The sequence below is a fragment of the Streptomyces sp. NPDC127098 genome (assembly GCF_042722465.1).
Taxonomy (GTDB): Bacteria; Actinomycetota; Actinomycetes; order Streptomycetales; family Streptomycetaceae; genus Streptomyces; species Streptomyces millisiae.
The window spans coordinates 83,689-100,084 of the sequence record NZ_JBHXFJ010000014.1; the positions used below are offsets into that span (position 1 = coordinate 83,689).

General features: G+C 67.9%; 13 protein-coding genes and 2 pseudogenes. 10 read left to right on the forward strand and 5 right to left on the reverse strand.

Annotated elements, in window-relative coordinates:
* Positions 1-206: 206 nt before the first annotated feature.
* From ACFWI8_RS12075 to ACFWI8_RS12085, 3 genes are read left to right on the forward strand one after another with little or no spacing between them, the layout of a single operon-like run.
* A complete protein-coding gene (locus ACFWI8_RS12075; RefSeq protein WP_387089082.1) occupies positions 207-3,281 on the forward strand; it encodes a lantibiotic dehydratase in 3,075 nt (1,024 codons plus the stop codon).
* Entirely contained in the window at positions 3,278-4,507 is a 1,230-nt protein-coding gene (locus ACFWI8_RS12080) for a lanthionine synthetase C family protein (protein ID WP_387089085.1), read from the forward strand. The genes ACFWI8_RS12075 and ACFWI8_RS12080 overlap by 4 nt, the downstream gene beginning before the upstream one ends.
* Entirely contained in the window at positions 4,489-5,508 is a 1,020-nt protein-coding gene (locus tag ACFWI8_RS12085) for a thiopeptide-type bacteriocin biosynthesis protein (RefSeq protein ID WP_387089087.1), read from the forward strand. The genes ACFWI8_RS12080 and ACFWI8_RS12085 overlap by 19 nt, the downstream gene beginning before the upstream one ends.
* Before the next feature lie 14 nt (positions 5,509-5,522).
* On the opposite strand, the gene ACFWI8_RS12090 is transcribed toward ACFWI8_RS12085, so the two are convergent.
* Both ACFWI8_RS12090 and ACFWI8_RS12095 read right to left on the reverse strand, forming a co-directional pair.
* A complete protein-coding gene (locus ACFWI8_RS12090) occupies positions 5,523-6,317 on the reverse strand; it encodes an SAM-dependent methyltransferase (RefSeq protein ID WP_387089090.1) in 795 nt (264 codons plus the stop codon).
* Complete coding sequence (locus tag ACFWI8_RS12095; protein WP_387089092.1) at positions 6,314-7,180, reverse strand: DUF5753 domain-containing protein; 867 nt, start codon at positions 7,178-7,180, stop codon at positions 6,314-6,316. The genes ACFWI8_RS12090 and ACFWI8_RS12095 overlap by 4 nt, the downstream gene beginning before the upstream one ends.
* Before the next feature lie 435 nt (positions 7,181-7,615).
* Between ACFWI8_RS12095 and ACFWI8_RS12100 the strand changes: the two are divergent.
* Both ACFWI8_RS12100 and ACFWI8_RS12105 read left to right on the forward strand, forming a co-directional pair.
* Positions 7,616-7,837 (forward strand): annotated as a pseudogene (locus tag ACFWI8_RS12100) (helix-turn-helix domain-containing protein); the annotation flags it as partial.
* 114 nt (positions 7,838-7,951) lie between these two features.
* On the forward strand, positions 7,952-8,455 hold the full coding sequence (locus ACFWI8_RS12105; RefSeq protein WP_387089206.1) for a hypothetical protein: 504 nt from the start codon (positions 7,952-7,954) through the stop codon (positions 8,453-8,455).
* Between the two features lie 4 nt (positions 8,456-8,459).
* Here ACFWI8_RS12105 and ACFWI8_RS12110 read toward each other — a convergent pair whose 3' ends face one another.
* Complete coding sequence (locus tag ACFWI8_RS12110; protein WP_387089095.1) at positions 8,460-9,440, reverse strand: hypothetical protein; 981 nt, start codon at positions 9,438-9,440, stop codon at positions 8,460-8,462.
* Between the two features lie 349 nt (positions 9,441-9,789).
* On the opposite strand from ACFWI8_RS12110, the gene ACFWI8_RS12115 reads away from it, so the two are divergent.
* From ACFWI8_RS12115 to ACFWI8_RS12125, 3 genes and pseudogenes are all read left to right on the forward strand, one after another.
* On the forward strand, positions 9,790-11,121 hold the full coding sequence (locus ACFWI8_RS12115; protein WP_387089097.1) for a helix-turn-helix domain-containing protein: 1,332 nt from the start codon (positions 9,790-9,792) through the stop codon (positions 11,119-11,121).
* Between the two features lie 780 nt (positions 11,122-11,901).
* A pseudogene (locus ACFWI8_RS12120) lies at positions 11,902-12,015 on the forward strand (superoxide dismutase); the annotation flags it as partial.
* Positions 12,016-12,923: 908 nt separating this feature from the next.
* On the forward strand, positions 12,924-13,364 hold the full coding sequence (locus ACFWI8_RS12125; protein WP_387089197.1) for a peptidoglycan-binding protein: 441 nt from the start codon (positions 12,924-12,926) through the stop codon (positions 13,362-13,364).
* Positions 13,365-13,434: 70 nt separating this feature from the next.
* Here ACFWI8_RS12125 and ACFWI8_RS12130 read toward each other — a convergent pair whose 3' ends face one another.
* Together ACFWI8_RS12130 and ACFWI8_RS12135 are read right to left on the reverse strand one after the other, a co-directional pair.
* Positions 13,435-13,623, reverse strand: coding sequence for a hypothetical protein (locus ACFWI8_RS12130; protein WP_387089100.1), 189 nt, complete (start codon positions 13,621-13,623; stop codon positions 13,435-13,437).
* Positions 13,624-13,777: 154 nt separating this feature from the next.
* Positions 13,778-13,957, reverse strand: coding sequence for a hypothetical protein (locus ACFWI8_RS12135; RefSeq protein ID WP_387089103.1), 180 nt, complete (start codon positions 13,955-13,957; stop codon positions 13,778-13,780).
* Positions 13,958-15,435: 1,478 nt separating this feature from the next.
* On the opposite strand from ACFWI8_RS12135, the gene ACFWI8_RS12140 reads away from it, so the two are divergent.
* Positions 15,436-15,858 carry a thioesterase domain-containing protein gene (locus tag ACFWI8_RS12140; protein WP_387089200.1) on the forward strand — a complete coding sequence of 141 codons (423 nt, stop codon included), beginning with the start codon at positions 15,436-15,438 and terminating at the stop codon, positions 15,856-15,858.
* Positions 15,770-16,339 (forward strand): hypothetical protein, encoded by a 570-nt coding sequence (locus ACFWI8_RS12145; RefSeq protein WP_387089106.1) that lies wholly within the window; start codon positions 15,770-15,772, stop codon positions 16,337-16,339. Before ACFWI8_RS12140 ends, ACFWI8_RS12145 begins: the two co-directional genes overlap by 89 nt.
* Positions 16,340-16,396 lie beyond the last annotated feature (57 nt).

Here is a 16,396-nt window from a genome sequence, read left to right on the forward strand (position 1 = left end):
CCACTGATCCGCGCCCCCCGCGCCACCCCGGCACCGCTCAAGACAACCGCCGCGTCCGTGACCGCACCGCCCGCGTCGCCCCCACCCGCCCCCCCGCCGGCGCACGGGGGCCGCCCCCGCCCGCGGCGGGGGGGGGGGGGGGGCCCGCTGGCCCCCCCCCCCACCAGCACTGCCGTGAGTTGTTGTAGACGAGGGAGGAGCATGCCGTGGTAGCACGATTACCGGTCAGCTACCGGTGGCAGGGCAGCGCGATGCTCCGCGCGACCACCGACACCGGCGCGCCGGATCTGCCCCGCGATCTCGACCTGACCAGTGACACGGTCGCTGAGCGCGGGCGAGAATGGTTGGCCGAGGTATGGCGGCGCGAAGAGGTGCGTGACGCCATCGCCGCCGCCAGCCCCACCCTGCGCGACCGCATCGACGACATCATCGCCCGCCGACGATCCGAACGCCGCCAGGTCCGGCGGGCCCTGCTGTCACTGGCTTCCTACCTGCTGCGCTGGCAGGGACGCCCCACCCCCTTCGGCTTGTTCGGTGGGATCGCGCCCGCCAGCGTCGGGGGCAAACCATCGGTCATGTGGGGCGGCGATCACCGGACGGTGCTGCGGCCGGACGCCGACTGGCTCGCCGACCTCATCAACCGCCTGCACCGCTGCGCCGAGCTGGTGGAACGCCTCCCCATCGTCGCGGTCGACGCCGGGCAAGTGCGCGGCGGCCGGTACGTGGTTCCGGGATGGCCAGCGGACGGACGCGCTGAACTCGCCGCTCCCGTCGAACTGTCCGTGCGCCACACCCGGCCGGTGGCTGCCGCCCTCGAACTCGCCCGCACCCCCATCCGCTACGCCGAGCTGCACGCTGAACTGACAAACCGGTTCCCGCGGGCCGGTACACGGATTGACACGCTGCTCGGGGAACTGGTAGCTCGGCACCTGTTGATCAGCAGCCTGTGGCCGCCGGCGACCTGCCTAGACCTGCTCGGCCATGTGTGCACCGAACTTGACCAGGCCCGCGCCCACACCCTGCCCGACATCGCCGACCTGGTCGCCGAGATCCACGCGCTCCACGCCGACCTCCCCGCCCCATCGTCGTGCGCGCCGCGACCGATCCGGCAGGATCTCGCGCGGCGGATGAACGCGTTATCCGACGTAGCACCGGTGCCGCTAGTTATCGACACCATCCTCGACTGCGAGATCCGCGTTCCCGAGCACGTGGTGCGCGAAGCCGAAGCGGCGGCCGGAGTACTGGCCCGGCTGAGCCCGCACCCCACCGGCTCTCCCCGCTGGCGCGACTACCACGACCGCTTCCTCACCCGGTACGGGGCAGAAGCGGTCGTCCCGGTCTTGGAGTTGACGGCAGACAGTGGCCTCGGCTTACCGGCCGGCTACCTCGGCTCCGCACGACGGCGAACCGGCCCCCACGAGCTGACCCGGCGGGACGAGCGGCTGCTCGCCCTGGCCCAGCAGGCCATGCTCGATCGCACGGGCGAGATCGTCCTGACCGAGCCGATCATTACCGACCTCGCCGGCGACGCCGGCGCCGCGAGCACCCCACCCGAGCGCGTGGAGGTGTCCGCCGAGATCCACGCCCACTCCGCGCAGGCATTGGAACGTGGAGCGTTCCGCCTGGTCGTCACCGGCGCTCCCCGACCCGCCAGCAGCATGGCCGGACGGTTCGCCCACCTCCTCCCCGAACACGAGCGTGCCCAGCTCGCCGCCACCTATCGAACGACCGACCCCGAGGCCATCGCAGCCCAGCTGTCGTTCGCTCCCCGCCGCCGGCGCAACGAGAACATCACCCGCACCACCCAGCTCCTGCCGCACGTCATCCCCCTGGCCGAACACCGACCACCGCAGCAGATCCTGATCCCCCTCGCCGACCTCGCTGCCACGGCCGACGAGGACGGCTTCGTCCTCATCCAGCTCTCCACCGGCCGCCGCGTCGAGCCACGCGTCACCCACGCGCTCGAGGCCGGCATGCAGACCCCGCCCCTCGCCCGGTTCCTCGCGGAAATCACCACCGCCCGGTGCGCCGTCTACCAGGGATTCGAGCTCACCGCCGCCCACCACCTGTCCTACCTGCCCCGCGTCCGATATCAGCGCACCATCCTGGCCCCGGCGCGCTGGCTCCTCACCCTCAGAGATCTCCCCGGGCCCGGCGCCAACCACCCCGTCTGGGACAACGCCTTCGAAGCGTGGCGGACGCGATTCCACGTGCCCGAGCACGTCACCCTGGTCGAACACGAGCAGCGCCTTCCCCTCGATCTCACCCACCCCCTCCACCGGTCCCTGCTGCGGGCACGCCTCGACGGCGCCCGGCGCCTAGAACTGCGCGAGGCACCCGCCCCGGGAGACCTCGCCTGGCTCGGACGCGCCCACGAACTCCTCATCCCCCTCACCCTCGTCGAACCCAAGCAGCGCCACCGCACCACGCCGCCGTCTAGGACGCTGCGCGGCACTGCGACCCACACCGGTCACACAACCGTCATCACCGCCCACGTTCACGCCCACCCTGAGCGGCACGACGAAATCCTCACCCGCTACCTGCCAGACCTGATCAACACCTTCGACACCCAACCCCTGTGGTGGTTCAGCCGCCACGACTCCACACATCGACCCGACGCTGAGCAGCACCTCGCCCTCACCGTGCACCTTCCCGAGCCTGCCGCGTGGACCCCAACCGCCGAACGACTTCACCACTGGGCCAGCACGCTGCGAAGCGAACACCTGGCCGCGGGGCTGACGCTCTCCGCTCACGATCCCCTGCCAGGCCGGTACGGACACAGTGCGGCGATGGGCGCCGCACACGAACTGTTCGCCGCAGACTCCGCAGCCGCCCTCACCCAGATTGAGATCACCACGTCGACGGACATCCGGCCGCAGGCCCTGGCCGCGGCCAGCATGCTCGATGTGGCCTCGCACTTCGCCCCTACTATCGACGACGGCCTCACCTGGCTGACGCAGCACCTGACCCAGCACCACGGACCGCTGAACCAGGCGCTCCGCGACCAAGCCTTCGACCTCACCAACCACCTCGACACAGGTGCAAGGCTCCGCAGCCTGCCCGGCGGGGAAGAGATGACCGCCGCCTGGCAACGGCGCGCCCTCGCGCTCGTGACCTATCGCAAGCACCTGGCCGACCAACGCGACCCGCTCACCGTCCTGGAGCACCTCCTCCACCTGCACCACCAGCGCGTACTCGGGCCCGACGCACGCCGCGAGCGGGACACCTTCCGGCTCGTCCGTGCCTGCGCCCTGCGCCACACCGCGCGGGGGCCGCGGTGACCGCGCCCCCCATCACCCCGGCCGAACTGGCCGCGATCACCAGGAAGCTCACGACCCGCCTAGCCAGCCCTCGTCATCACCCAGGGGAAGAACCGGGCAAGGCACAGTCGCTCGCCACCGGCTCTGCCGGCATCGCGCTGCTCCACATCGAACACGCCCGCGCGGACACCGGCAGCTGGCGCACCGCACACGCCTGGATCAAGCACGCGACAGCTGGTGACATCAGCGCCGCCGACACCACCGGGCTCTTCCTCGGCGCACCGGCCATCGCCTTCGCCCTCCACGCCGCCGCCGGCTCCTCCGCCCGGTACCGCGACGCCCTGGCGACCCTGGACAAGCACGTCCACCACCTTGCCCACCGCCGCACCCAAGCAGCCCAGGAACGCATCCGGCAGGGCCAACTCCCCGACTTCCACGAATACGACATCTTCTTCGGCCTCACCGGAATCGGCGCCCACCTTCTGCGCCGAGATCCCGGCGGCAGCGCCCTCGAACGCGTCCTGACCTACCTCGTCGCGCTCACCCAGCCACGACGGAGCGACGACCAGTTCCTGCCCGGCTGGTGGGTCAGCCACGACCCCCACCGCAACCCGACCCCAGGCGGGCACGCGAACCTCGGCGCCGCCCACGGCATCACCGGACCGCTCATGCTGCTCAGCACGGCCACGCGACGCGGAATCACCGTCGACGGCCAGCACGACGCCATCACCACGATCCTCACCTGGCTCGACACCTGGACGCAGCACGACGACGGCGGCCCGTGGTGGCCCGAGACCATCAGCCGCACCGACCTGCACACCGGCCAGTCGAGCCAGAGAGCACCGACCCGCCCGAGCTGGTGCTACGGCACCCCTGGCATCACCCGCGCCCTCCAACTCGCCGCCCTGGCCACCGGGGACACCCACCGACAACAAGCAGCCGAACAGGCCCTCGCCACCTGCCTCTCCGACCCCACCCAACTCGCCCGACTCACCGACCCGAGCCTCTGCCACGGCTGGGCCGGCGTCTACCAAACCACCTGGCGCGCCGTTCAAGACGCCATCACCCCGACCCTGCACCCGCTCCTACCGAACCTGGCCGCCGCTCTCGCCCACCACACCGACCACAACGTGGGCAACGGCACCGGCTTCCTCGACGGAGACGCCGGCACCGCACTCGCTCTCACCACAGCCGCCTGCAACGCCGCGCCGACCTCCGGATGGGACGCATGCCTGCTGATCGACTGACACCCGACAGCACCGACGAACAACACGGCATCACGCTGCGGAACACCGAACAGGCCGTACTCGAAGTCCTGACCGGCACCCCGCTCGACGCCGCAGCCAGCCGCGCCGACCTCGCCCCGACCGAGCTGGCCACAGCCGTCCACCTCTACCAGCAGGCCGGCCGCCACGCCCTCCAACAGGCCACGGATCCCACCTGGTGGCAGCTCTACCTCCAGTTCCCCCACTGGCACGACGCCGAGCAAACAGCCGTCCAACACCTCGCGCCGCTCCTCAACCGTGCTGAGGCTGCCGGCCATATCACCGCCTGGTGGTACATCAGAAAACGCCCCTGCTGGCGCCTCCGCCTCTGCATCCGACCCGGCGCAGACGGCGAAGCTCGAATCGGCACCGCGCTGGACGACTTGGTCACCGCCGGCCACATCGAACGCTGGTGGACCGGCATCTACGAACCCGAGACTGCGGCCTTCGGGGGAGAGACCAGCATGTCCTGCGCGCATGCCCTCTTCCACGCTGACAGCCGAGCCATCCTCAGCCTGCCACACCACACCAGCCCGCTCGGCCGCCGCGAACTATCCCTCCTGCTGTGCACCACCCTGATACGCGCCGCAGGGCTGGAATGGTACGAAGCCGGAGACGTCTGGCACCGCGTCGCAGCCGAGCGCCCCCTTCCCGCTGACTCACCCCCTGAACGCCTCCACGCCATGGCCGACGACCTGAAACGGGTACTGCTCGCCGACACCACAACAGAGGGACCGATGCTTGGCGCGGATGCCCCCCTTGCGTTCGCCGCCGACTGGGTGGACAGCTTCCGCCGCATCGGTGAGTTCTTGGGAACGGAAGCACGCGCAGGCCGGCTGAACCGTGGCCTCCGCCAGATCCTCGCCTACCACGTGATCTTCCACTGGAACCGCATTGGTCTGCCGCCACGCACACAAAGCGTCCTTGCCGCAGCAGCAAGCACCACCATCCTCAACCCGCCCGGCGGAGAAGTGCAAAGGTAACGCGCCCTGAGAGGTCAGTGCTTACAAGCGACGAAGCCGTACTGGTCGACCTTGGGCAGGGATTCCTCTGTGGAGTCGGGACGCCATTCGGTGATGGGACCGACGCCAGGCGGCAAGATGGTGAGGCCCGCTGCGGTCGCGGCGATCTGCTCTCGCGTGCGGACGATGTAGGGCACGGCTCCCGAGGCCGCGTACTCCTCCTGGGCGGCGAGCATCTCGGGTGAGTCGATGCTGTCGCACACCACGAGATGGCTGCCAGACGAAAGCCGGCTCATGTAGTGCTGAACCAGTCCGGCGGCTTCGTCGGGGTCGGCCACGTGTCCGAGCATCGAGAGGAGCATCAGCGCGACTGGCTGGTCGAAGTCGAGGGTCTCCGCTGCCTTCTCCAGGACGAGGTCGGGCGCGGCCACGTCGGCTTGGACGTATGCCGTGGCGCCCTCGGGGGTGCTGGTGAGTAGGGCCTGGGCGTGAAGAAGCACTACGGGATCGTTGTCGACGTAGACGATGCGGCTCTCGGGGGCGTGACGCTGGGCGACCTCGTGGGTGTTGTTGGCAGTTGGCAGGCCAGTCCCGATGTCCAGGAACTGTCGGATGCCGGCTTCCTCGACCAGGTGGCGCACTGAGCGGGCCAGGAAGCGGCGACTGGCGCGGGCCGCGTCGACGACGACGGGGTGGTGCTCTTTGATGTAGTCGCCCAGCTCCTGGTCGGGGAGGTAGTGGTCCTTGCCATCGAGTAGGTAGTTCCAGAACCTTGCTGAGTGTGGGCGTGAGGTGTCGATCTGTGCGGGCTGTTCAGTGTGTTGGGTCATGCCGGGATACTCCTCATAGCGATGGGGGTGGTGGGTAATGGTGCCGACAGACACGAGTCGTCGAAGGCTTTCATGTACGTACGGATCGCGTTGATGTCGTCGGTTACGGTGACCGCCTCCCGATACAGCCCTCGAACGACCAGCCGGTCGGCGAGATGGACGTGGGTGAAGCGCAGCACCTCGGCGGGGCCGCTGGTCAGGAGCGGATGAGGGGGAACCGTCAGCGGCATGACCTGGACAGCGATCCTGGAAGACCTGTCAGCGACGAACCCGTTCAGGTACTCGACCTGTTTCTCCATCACCTTCGTGGTGCCAACTCGGCGATGAAGTGCGGCTTCTTCGATGAGCACCCAGAACCGCAGCGGCGATGGGCGCTCGAAGGCCGCACGCTGACGGGCAGCAAGTAGTTCCAGGCGGCGCTCGACCTGACTCTTTGCCTCATGCGGGAACCTGGTACGGAGCAGAGCGTGAGCGTAGTCTGGGGTCTGCAGGAGGTCGGGTACCAGCCCTGGCTCGTAGGCGCGAATGATCTCTGCTCCTGATTCGAGATCGATCACACCTGCCAAGTCGCCGGACAGCAGGTCCCGGTAGTCATGCCACCAGCCAGGGCGGTTCGCCGCGGCCAGCTTGGCGAGCATCTCGTCGATCTCTCGCTCCTCCGTACCGTAGGCCCGTAGCAGGCGCTCGACGGCCCTCGGCTTGAGCGACGTGATCGCACGTTCCATGCGACTGATCGTGATCTCGTGTGCGGTGAGGATGCCAGCGGCAGCCGCCATGGTCATGCCTGCTGCTTCGCGGCGCGCCCGAAGGTCGGCGGCGACCAGACGCAGCGCCAACGTTGGCCCAGAACGCGGTGCTGACATGTCCCTCCCTTACCGCTATCGACATGGTCTCCCTGTACGACGAGGCTGAGCAAGATCTGTACGAGACAACTCTGTCACCTTGCAGAGTGGGGCTGAGGGCGTGATAGTGGTGGATGAACACTTGGCGCCATGCCTCAAGTGGTGTGTCTGCCAAGGCGGTTCGGTCCCCCCAGCCCTTCTCTGCGACATGAGCGCCTCGGATGGCATGTGGAGCATCCTGATGACGCCGATGTCACACGTGCTGCCAACGACGCACGAGCACCTCGCGGGGAGACGCTGCGGAGATCGATGACGCCTGCCTCGGCCACTGAGAATCCCTCATAGCCGAGTGGTCGATCTTAAGAACTGAAGAAGCGGCGAAGAATTGGGGAGGTTCTCGCCGCAGGGGTGCCTATCCCCATCATAGGCCATCCATTCACTCGTAGGGGAGGAGCAGTGGAGAGGGCGGCACGAGAGAAGGAGCCTGTAGCAGGTCTGCTTCAAAAGGAGATCCGAGACCTGTTACGGGAGCTCCTGCGCAGCCATCGAAAGGCGCTCGGACTGTCACAAGAGCAGGTGGCGCGGCGCCTGTACATCAGCGCCCGAAGCTACTTCGACTGGGAGGCCGGACGAGTCCCCATACCTCCTGGGCAACTCCCGGCTATTACCAGGATCCTTAACCTGGACGAGCGTCATGAATGGCTTCTCCATCAGCTAGTTTCGGGGAACACGCCGCCTCCGGCAGCGAGAGGGAACCTCGGCGAGGACCCAGAATTCTCAATCTACCGAAGAATGATCAAAGAGACCATCTCGCGCTCTCCTCATGTCGTCTACGTCATGGATTCGGAATGGAATGTCATGGCGTACAATGAGAAATTTGAAGAGCTCTATGGGTGGGCGTGCACGGGAAGCGGGAATGATCCCACGGTCAATATGGTTCGGTTCGTCCTCTTTCATGAGTTAGCGCCGCGGGTACTTGCTAACTGGTACGAGGATTGGCTACTGGCCGCCCTCATCTTTTTCAATATCGCAGCCCGCCATGCCCCGGACAATCTTGCCTATCTGGAGATCAGACGGGATATGGAGAGGTACCCGACGGTGCTGCGTGCGCAGACCGTGGACGTTCCAAAGGCCATGCAGAGGGGCGAAACGAGTGAGCCGCTGTTCGAGAAGCGCCGCCACGCCGTGTACTGGCCTGATCGACCTGATGTGCCTGTCGCCCAGTACTCACTCTTGCTCGGACTCGATCTCTTCCCTGGGTGGCGCATGGTGGTTGATGGCTCATCGCCTTCTTAGCGGCTTAGGGCAGCTCGTAGCGCATCACGGCTTCACGGTGGTACGCGAGATTCGCCGCGATCATGTTCTGGTACGAATCGGTCAGTTGATCGACGTTCCTGAGGGCCTGGGCGGGGACGGACGAGGAGCCTAGGCGTGTGATGAGCGAGGCGCGGGCATGCCTGAAGGCGTCGATGTGGAGCCGAAGCCTATGGATGACGCGTGCTGCTGCCTGCTGAAGCGTGCAGTTATGCTGACTCGCGGTGAGCAAGACTGCATTGTGTAGGTAGTTTGTTGCCGCGTCCCTTGAAACGGAGTAGACGTCATTCACTGGCGTAAGGCAATCGGCAGTGACAGCGCGGATTTTCTTCAGCTCGGGGAGACTGTCCAGGGTGTCCGGGAGTTCGCAATCATTTTCCACTTCGCACAGGTCCAGCAGCCACGGAGCTCCGTAGGAATCACGCCGGTGGAGGGTATACAGTTCGAGGGGTAGTTCATAACCGGCCGCTCGGTGCGCGGCTTCAGTCGCATAGGTGCGAAGCCAGGACCTAACGTTGCGGGCGAATCGTTGAGACCAGTTTAAGGTCCGGTTCTGCATTATTCGGGGTAGGAGTTCAACGAGAGCCCGCAAGAGCGGTTCGCTGGTATGCGAGGCTGTTCCGGAAGGCGTCTCCTGGACAAGCCACTCCAGCCGTTCTATGCGGTGTTCGGTGTCGGCTCTTCCCCATTCTCCCTCGTCGAATTCGTCGTCGATGAGAAAGGCCCAAGCGAGCCAGCAGGCTATGTCGGAGAGGAGCGCTGCATCGGCATGTGGATAGTAAAGCGCGGCAAGCAGATCAGGCCGTGTGACTTCTAGCCGGGAGCGAACGCGAGGAGACCGCAATAACTCGTGTCTCGTGCACCACTCCCACATATGGATACCAGCCACCGTCAGATGGTGATTGGCCGGTTTCAGTGGATGAGGATGCGGCAATTCAGGGACGCGGTAACTCTCCAGTCGCGGCATTGTATTCCACCTTGATCACGAAGCTCGAGGTGCGGGTCACGAATCGTCTAAGGCCGAAAGCCAGGAGCGAACGCACGATGGGCGTGGTCTCTGCGCTGTGTGTCAGTCTACTCACTTAACGCTGCGGGGGAATGCACGTGCATTCGGCTTCCGTTTGCAATCTTACTTCCGGAAGTAGCACTTCCGGAAACGGCGCCTCCTGGTGATCCCAGTAGTGATCGTGTGGGATAGGTCGTGAACCACGGAAGATGGGATTGACCGCGCTGATGTGACTCCCGCCGGGGCTGAACCGGGGCCGGCCCCCCTGGACGGATGGTCACTGCTCGCGCCGGAAGCGGGGAAGTCTCGGATGAGAGGTGCAGGCACTGGTGAGTTGGACTTCGGGTCCACGCTGCGTCGACTGAGGGATGAAAGAGGGCTTACACTGAGAAAATTGGCCAATATGACGCATTACAGTGCTGGTTGGCTGAGCAAAGTTGAGACCGGTGCCGGTGAACCCACTCTGGAACTGGCGCAGGCCTGCGACGAGGCGCTTGAGGCGGGTGGTGAGCTCGTCGCGCTGGCCCGGGCCCGTCTATCCGGCAGCACACAAGAGGGGGTGCCGCGGCCAGCCCAACTGCCAGCAGGCGCGGGGGCTATGTTCGTGGGCCGTGCACGGGAGCTCGAACTGCTAGATGAGCACCTGGAGTTAGCCAAGTCGGCAGGCACCGTGATGACCGTGGCCATCGACGGGCCGGCAGGTGCCGGCAAGACGGCCCTGGCGATTCGCTGGGCCCATCGCGTCGCGCACGAGTTCCCCGACGGAGTCCTCTTCGCTGACTTGCGCGGCTTCGTGGCCCGCGGGAAGCGTGCCGAGCCGGGAGGTGTCATCGACGGCTTCCTGACCGCGCTGGGCGTCCCCGTCGACGGGATCCCATCGAGTATCGAACAGCGGGCGGCGATGATGAGGAGTGCCGCGGCGGGCAAGCGCCTTCTCGTGGTCCTGGACAACGCGGCGAGCGGTCTTCAGGTGCGGCCCATGCTTCTTGGGGCGCAGGGGTGCGCTGTGGTCATCACCAGCCGGCGCCGGATGACCGGACTGGTGCTTCGGGACGGCGCGGCGCGCCTTACCATCGGCCCGATGGAGCCTGCGGAGTCGCAGGCGGTGCTCACCACAGCGATCGGCTCGCAAGCTGAGGACGAGACGGAAGCCATTCGAGCCCTGGCCGAACAGTGCTCGCACCTCCCCTTGGCGTTGCGTGTGGCTGCTGAAAAGGTGGCCGCCCGCGCCTCGTACCGGGTGGCAGACCTAGTCGGTGACCTGGCCACGAAGAACCTCGACGTTCTGACGATGGACGAAAACGACTTCGTCCACGAGGCCATCTCCTCCTCATACCGGCAGGTCGACCCTCCGGCGGCCAGGATGTTCCGACTGTTAGGGCTGCATCCAGGACCGGACATCGCCCTGGGAGCTGCCGCAGCGTTGGCCGGCCAGCCGTTTGCCACTGTCCAGCGGCTGATGGAACGACTCGAGGGCGTGCATCTGGTGGAAGCCAAGGCTCGGAACACTTGGCACCTCCATGAGCTCCTCCGGGCGTTCGCCGCCCGGTGCGTTCTCGAAGACGAGCCGCCCGAAAGTCGGGATGCCGCCATACAGCGCTTGACCACCTGGTTTCTCTCGAATCCGCCAGCCTCCGAGTGACAGCGAGGGTCTGTGCATGAGCAGCTCTGTTCCGTGATCGATAGTGGTGCTACTGATGATCAGAGGGGATGACACCGCGGCGGAGCGGGCGAAGCCGGCCTGGCCATGCACCCGCCGCCGCAGGGCAGACCGCCTCGCACACCGCGCCGTCGGGCAGGCGAGGGAGACCGCGGCGACCTTCCCAGCTACCCGGCCCTGCCGCGCACGCGGGTGAACTCGGTGAGGAAGTGCTCCGTGACCGTCCGGGGCCAGCAACTCCCCGCTCGCCGTCCCCACCGGCGGCCGGTTCGCCGCCCCACCTTCCACTCGTTGGCGACGGTCCGTGACCGTCATGGGCTGGGGAGGCGGAGCATGCGGTAGGGGGCGTCCCGTAGCGGAGCGGCGACGAAGCCGTGCCGTGTGTACCCAGGCGCACAGCTCGGCGCGGTTGAGTCCGGGCCGGCTGGTGGGGATTCACGGCGGGGCCGACGGGACGGTGACGGGGAAGTGGGCGAGAACAGCGCGCAGGAGGACGTGGCATGCCCGCGTCCCGATGCCGCGGGCGGACACCGATCCGGCTGATCCACACCTACCTCGTCGTCCAGGACCTCGGCGCGGGGCCACCGCGGCGATTTCGCCGCGTGTGGCCCCGCGTATCCCGGGGCAGCCTCCTGCCCTGTACGGCTTCCAGGACAAGGATGACCTGCTGGATGCCGCCGCGGAGCAGGCCTTCGCCGACGTGTGGCGAGAAGCCGGCCAGCGCGCCCCCCGGATGCCCCTGGGAGACCCTCCGCGCCGGAGGGGCACATCCTGCACTCCATCTACTGGCACGACACGAGCGGAGACGGCGGCGGTGAGCCGTTGCAGAAGGACGGCTTCGGGGAACTGGCCGACGCGATCGCCGAAATCCGGGGTGAGCAGGTGGCCGAGGTGCACGGCGAGTGCGGTCTTGCCCACGCCGGCCATGCCGTCGACCGTGTGGATGTCGACCACCCCGGCCGGCCGCCCGGCCTCCACTACCCGCGCGATCTCGGCCACGCGGCCGGTGAACGAGGGGATGTCCCGCGGCAGGCTGCGCAGCGCCGCCACCGGGGTCTGCGCCGGCGGTGGAAGCGTGATGTTCAGGTCGCGCCCGGCCACGAAGACGCGGGCCGAGTCGCTGGCTCGCACGTCGAAGCGTGTCGTCGCGCCGCCGTCTTTCGGGGTGGCGCCGGCCTCTGGTGTGGTGTCCACAGCCTCTCCCCGCGCGGGCGGTTCGGGAGCACGGGCCCGTGCGACTCGCACCGTAGGAAAACGAGGCCCCGCACGGAGCGACATCACGCGAGCGCCACCCACAAGGGTGAGGGCGACCCGCGCGAACGTTCGATGCTCGCGTCCGCCGCCGCACCGAGGGGACGTCATGCCGCCTGTGTGCGGAGTCGGACGGGCCGGCTGGTTACGCCGCGAAGTACCCAGGCGAGCGCCGGGGTGGCCATGTCTGCCGGTGTACGGGAAGCCGCGCTGGCGGTTGTGGAAGATCTCCAGGTAATCGAAGAGGGCGTTGGCCAGTCGCCGCCGCATGACCGCGGGCCGGTGCGGCGAGGCCGCCTACCGCGAGCGCCGACGACAGCGAGTTGACCATGACGCCGTGCCGTAACGATCGGCCGGGAGACGGCCGCGCAGCCGCTTCGTGGGTGATCCCGCCCGCCGCGCGGCCGGCTCCCTACGCCTGATCTCGTCCAGCGCGGCCCGCTGTTCGGACGCGAGCCGATGAAAGCGTGGTGAAAGTGAGGGGCGGCATCCTCTGTTCGTTCGTGAAACGCGCGATTGTGAGGACCGATGCGATGAAGCCCTACGCAAGGAAGTTCGTCAACCTCTCGGTTATCGCTGGGATAGCTGTCGGCTGTCTTGGCGCGACGGGAGGCGCTGTCGCCGCGCCAGCTGCGTCGCCGGTGGTGAGCTCCGAGGCTGCCGCCCCACTCGCAGTGGTCAACCTCAGCCTCAGCGCAGAAGAGGCCAGGAGGGTTCAGCTCTGGCTCAGGGACTGGGGTTACACCGGCCCGATCGACGGGCTGCTCGGCACAGAGAGCTGGATGGCACTACAGCGCTTTCTCCGGTCAGCCCACGGTTACGGCGGGCCGATCGACGGAATCGTGGGGCCTGAGACAGTCATGGCGCTGCAGCGCTGGATGAGGACGTGGGACTACGACGGGCCGATCGACGGAATCGCCGGGCCTGGAACCCAGGCCGCCTTCAAGCTGTGGGCCAGGACGACCTTCTTCTGATTCAGGGGCTGAAGGCGACGCTGCCACCCCCTAACCTGGGGGCGGCAGCCACCCGCTCGTGTCCGAGCCTCTACAACCCGACCTCATCGAGCCCGGCCTGCTGCTCGGGCGCGAGCCGCTCCCGCCTGCTGCGCATGTTGCTGCGCCAGACCCCGAGCTTCACGGCCACGGTTGGGCTGCTCCTGGCCATCGCCGTCGACGGCGTCTTCGAGGACCAGGTGCTCGCCATGGCCACGGGGAACTCGGAGGTGGCCTTCACGCGCGAGGTACTGGCGGGCGGCGGCCAGGCCCCGCTCGAAGGACCCTGCACGTCCGCTGGCGGGCAACCTCGCACTCAGCATGGACGGCTACGCGCCGCTCGCACTCCACGGCCCTGTGTCGAGACTTCTTCCTCTCGGGCGCGGTTGCCGTTGTCAGGTGGAGGCCTGTTGGCGGCGGAAGGCTCGGGCGCCGAGGAGCAGGGCGGCCAGGCCGGTCAGGAGGAGCACGAAGCTGTTTGCGGCGACCGGGAGGTGGCCGCCGGAGGGCGTGGCCCCGGGGGCAAGGGCATTGATGGCGTCGGTGGCATAGGCGAGGGGGTTGAGAGTGGTCACCGGTCCGAGCCAGGAAGGCAGGCTTGTCGGTCTTACGGTGCGGCATGGCCAGAATCCGAGCTCGCTCCGACGTCCGGAGCTGCCGGGCGTGCAGGGGCCAGCTGGAGCCGTCAGCCCAGCCGGTGAACCGTGTTCTGTTCGGCGGCCTGTCTGCCTGGCACTGGCGGGTGGTGCGCCGCACGCGGGAGCCGCGTTGCGGCAATCCGGAGCAGTTCCTCGGGCGCCACCAGCGACGCGCGAGGGAAGGAGTCTACCGGCGACCAGGACGCGACACCACCAGCCGGCCCGGCAGCCGCCCACAATCACCTTGCCCGCGAAGGACGCCTGAAGGCCCCCGCAGCGACGTCGAGTACCTGGTCCTTGCCCTCGAGGACGTCGTCGCCAGCGACGGGGACCAGGCGCAGCCGGAGGGTGCATCCGTGCGGCTCGGCGGCTGTGAGTGTGGAGCAGTAGGCTGCCTTGGACGAGCTCGGGGTGTAGGCGCCTCGGACACGGTCAAGATTGTGGAACCGGCCGGCCACCCCGCCAAGCGGCCGGCCCTTGCCGTTTCTGCCCGGCGCGGCCGTTGGTGATCGCGCCGGGCAGCGCGCCGATGCGCTGCCAGCCAATCCTGTGTCACTGGCGCCGTGTGGGCAGACTCCTGGTATTCCCGCGCCCTCGCATCGACCGGTGGAGCTTGGTCACACTCCGAGGTCCGTGCGGCCCGGCCGCAGAGCCCTGGCTGACTCGGCGACCGGTGGGGCAAGGGGAAACCGTGCCGGATCACCACCCTTCCCGATCCGGCACGACCCACCCCCGGCCCCCACCACGTCCGCCCAAACACCCTGGCGGAAGACCCGGTAGGGCGGAAGACCCGGTAGGAGGGCCGCCTGAAGGTTCCCCGCGTCCACGCCGAGCACCTGGCTATCAAGGACTCTGTCGTCGGCCGGCCAAGAGCAGCCCGTGCCGGTGGAGCTCGGTGTGCTGATCTCGATGGTGAAGTCCTGTTCAAGAAGCCGGAGGGGATTCCGCCGGCCTGGGCCCGTTCTGTGGATCTTCCACTCGACCGTGTGAACCGCGGCCGGTCTGGCGCCCGTCCGCCCCATCCGCCGTCTACAACGGTCCGGTAACCGCACGATAGGCCCCCCACTCCCCGGAAGTCGATGACATGAGCACCACCGAAGAGCAGGCCGCCGAAGCTCTCCAGTCCGGTCCCCCGATCGTCCTGGCGCCCGGTCCGGGCACGACGGACCGCATCGCGCCCCCACCCAACGACGTCTGGGACCTCCCGTACGGCACTGCCTGGGTCTACCACGGGCGAGGGCAACGGCCAGCTCAAGCGCCCGGTCCTGATCGCGGACGGCTTCAGCGTCGGCCCCAGCGACCTCAACCTCACCTGGGAACTCCTGGAGCACGGTCCCTTCCCACTCCTGAGCGAGATCCGCCGCCGGCGTGGCGACGTCGTCCTGGTCGGCTACCACGAGCGCAGCGCGTCGATCCTGCAGAACGCCGAGGCGGTGATGGCGGCCGTCATCGAGGCGATCGACCGTCGCGTCGGCGACCACCCGCTGACCGTAGGTGGCTTCAGCATGGGCGGCCTGGTCACCCGCTACGCCCTCGCCAAGCTGGAGACGGCCGGCATCGAGCACCAGGCGCAGCTGTACTTCTCCTGGGACAGCCCGCACACCGGCCCCTGGATCCCCATTGCGCTCCAGGCGTTCGCGCACTACACGAGGAAGCTCGACCCCCGCTTCTCCGACCAGATCAACAGCCCGGCCGCCCAGGAGCTGCTGTGGCAGCACATCGAGCACTGGGAGGACAAGCCCGCCACCAGTGACAAGCGCCTCGCGTTCCTGCGCGCGCTGGAAGAGGTCGGCAGCTGGCCCCCGGTCGAGGCAGACCCGGCTGGTCGCCCTCGCTAACGGTCCGGACACCGGTGCCGGCAGCGGTGTCGCTCCCGGGGCCGACGCCCTCACCGGAGAAGGCATCACCGTCTTCGGCACGAAGCTGCGCACCCAGTCTGAGGGGGAGAACCAACTCGTCGCCAACCTGCGGGTCCTCACCATCCTCAAGCGCGAGGCTCGCACGAGCGGACTGCCCGACATCGACGGCGCGCCCGGCGGCACCCTCGACAGCTTCGGCATCCTCGCCGACGTCCTGAACGCGCTTCCTCCCCTGCTGGGCTTCCGCGTCGACAACCCGATCCGCAATCACTGCTTCGTCCCGGCCGTCAGCGCCATCGCGGTACGCGAGCCGGCCACCCACGACGACCTGCACACCCCGATCAGCGACGAGGAACTGGAGGAGACGCCCTTCCACGCCGTCAAACTCGCCTGCCAGAACGAAACGCACACTCTGGTCACCGAGGAACTCTCCACCTGGCTCTTGGACCAGCTGCCGTAAACACCCTCCGGCCCCTGTCGCCCCCGCCGCCGGACACTGCCGGCGGCGGGGCCGCCG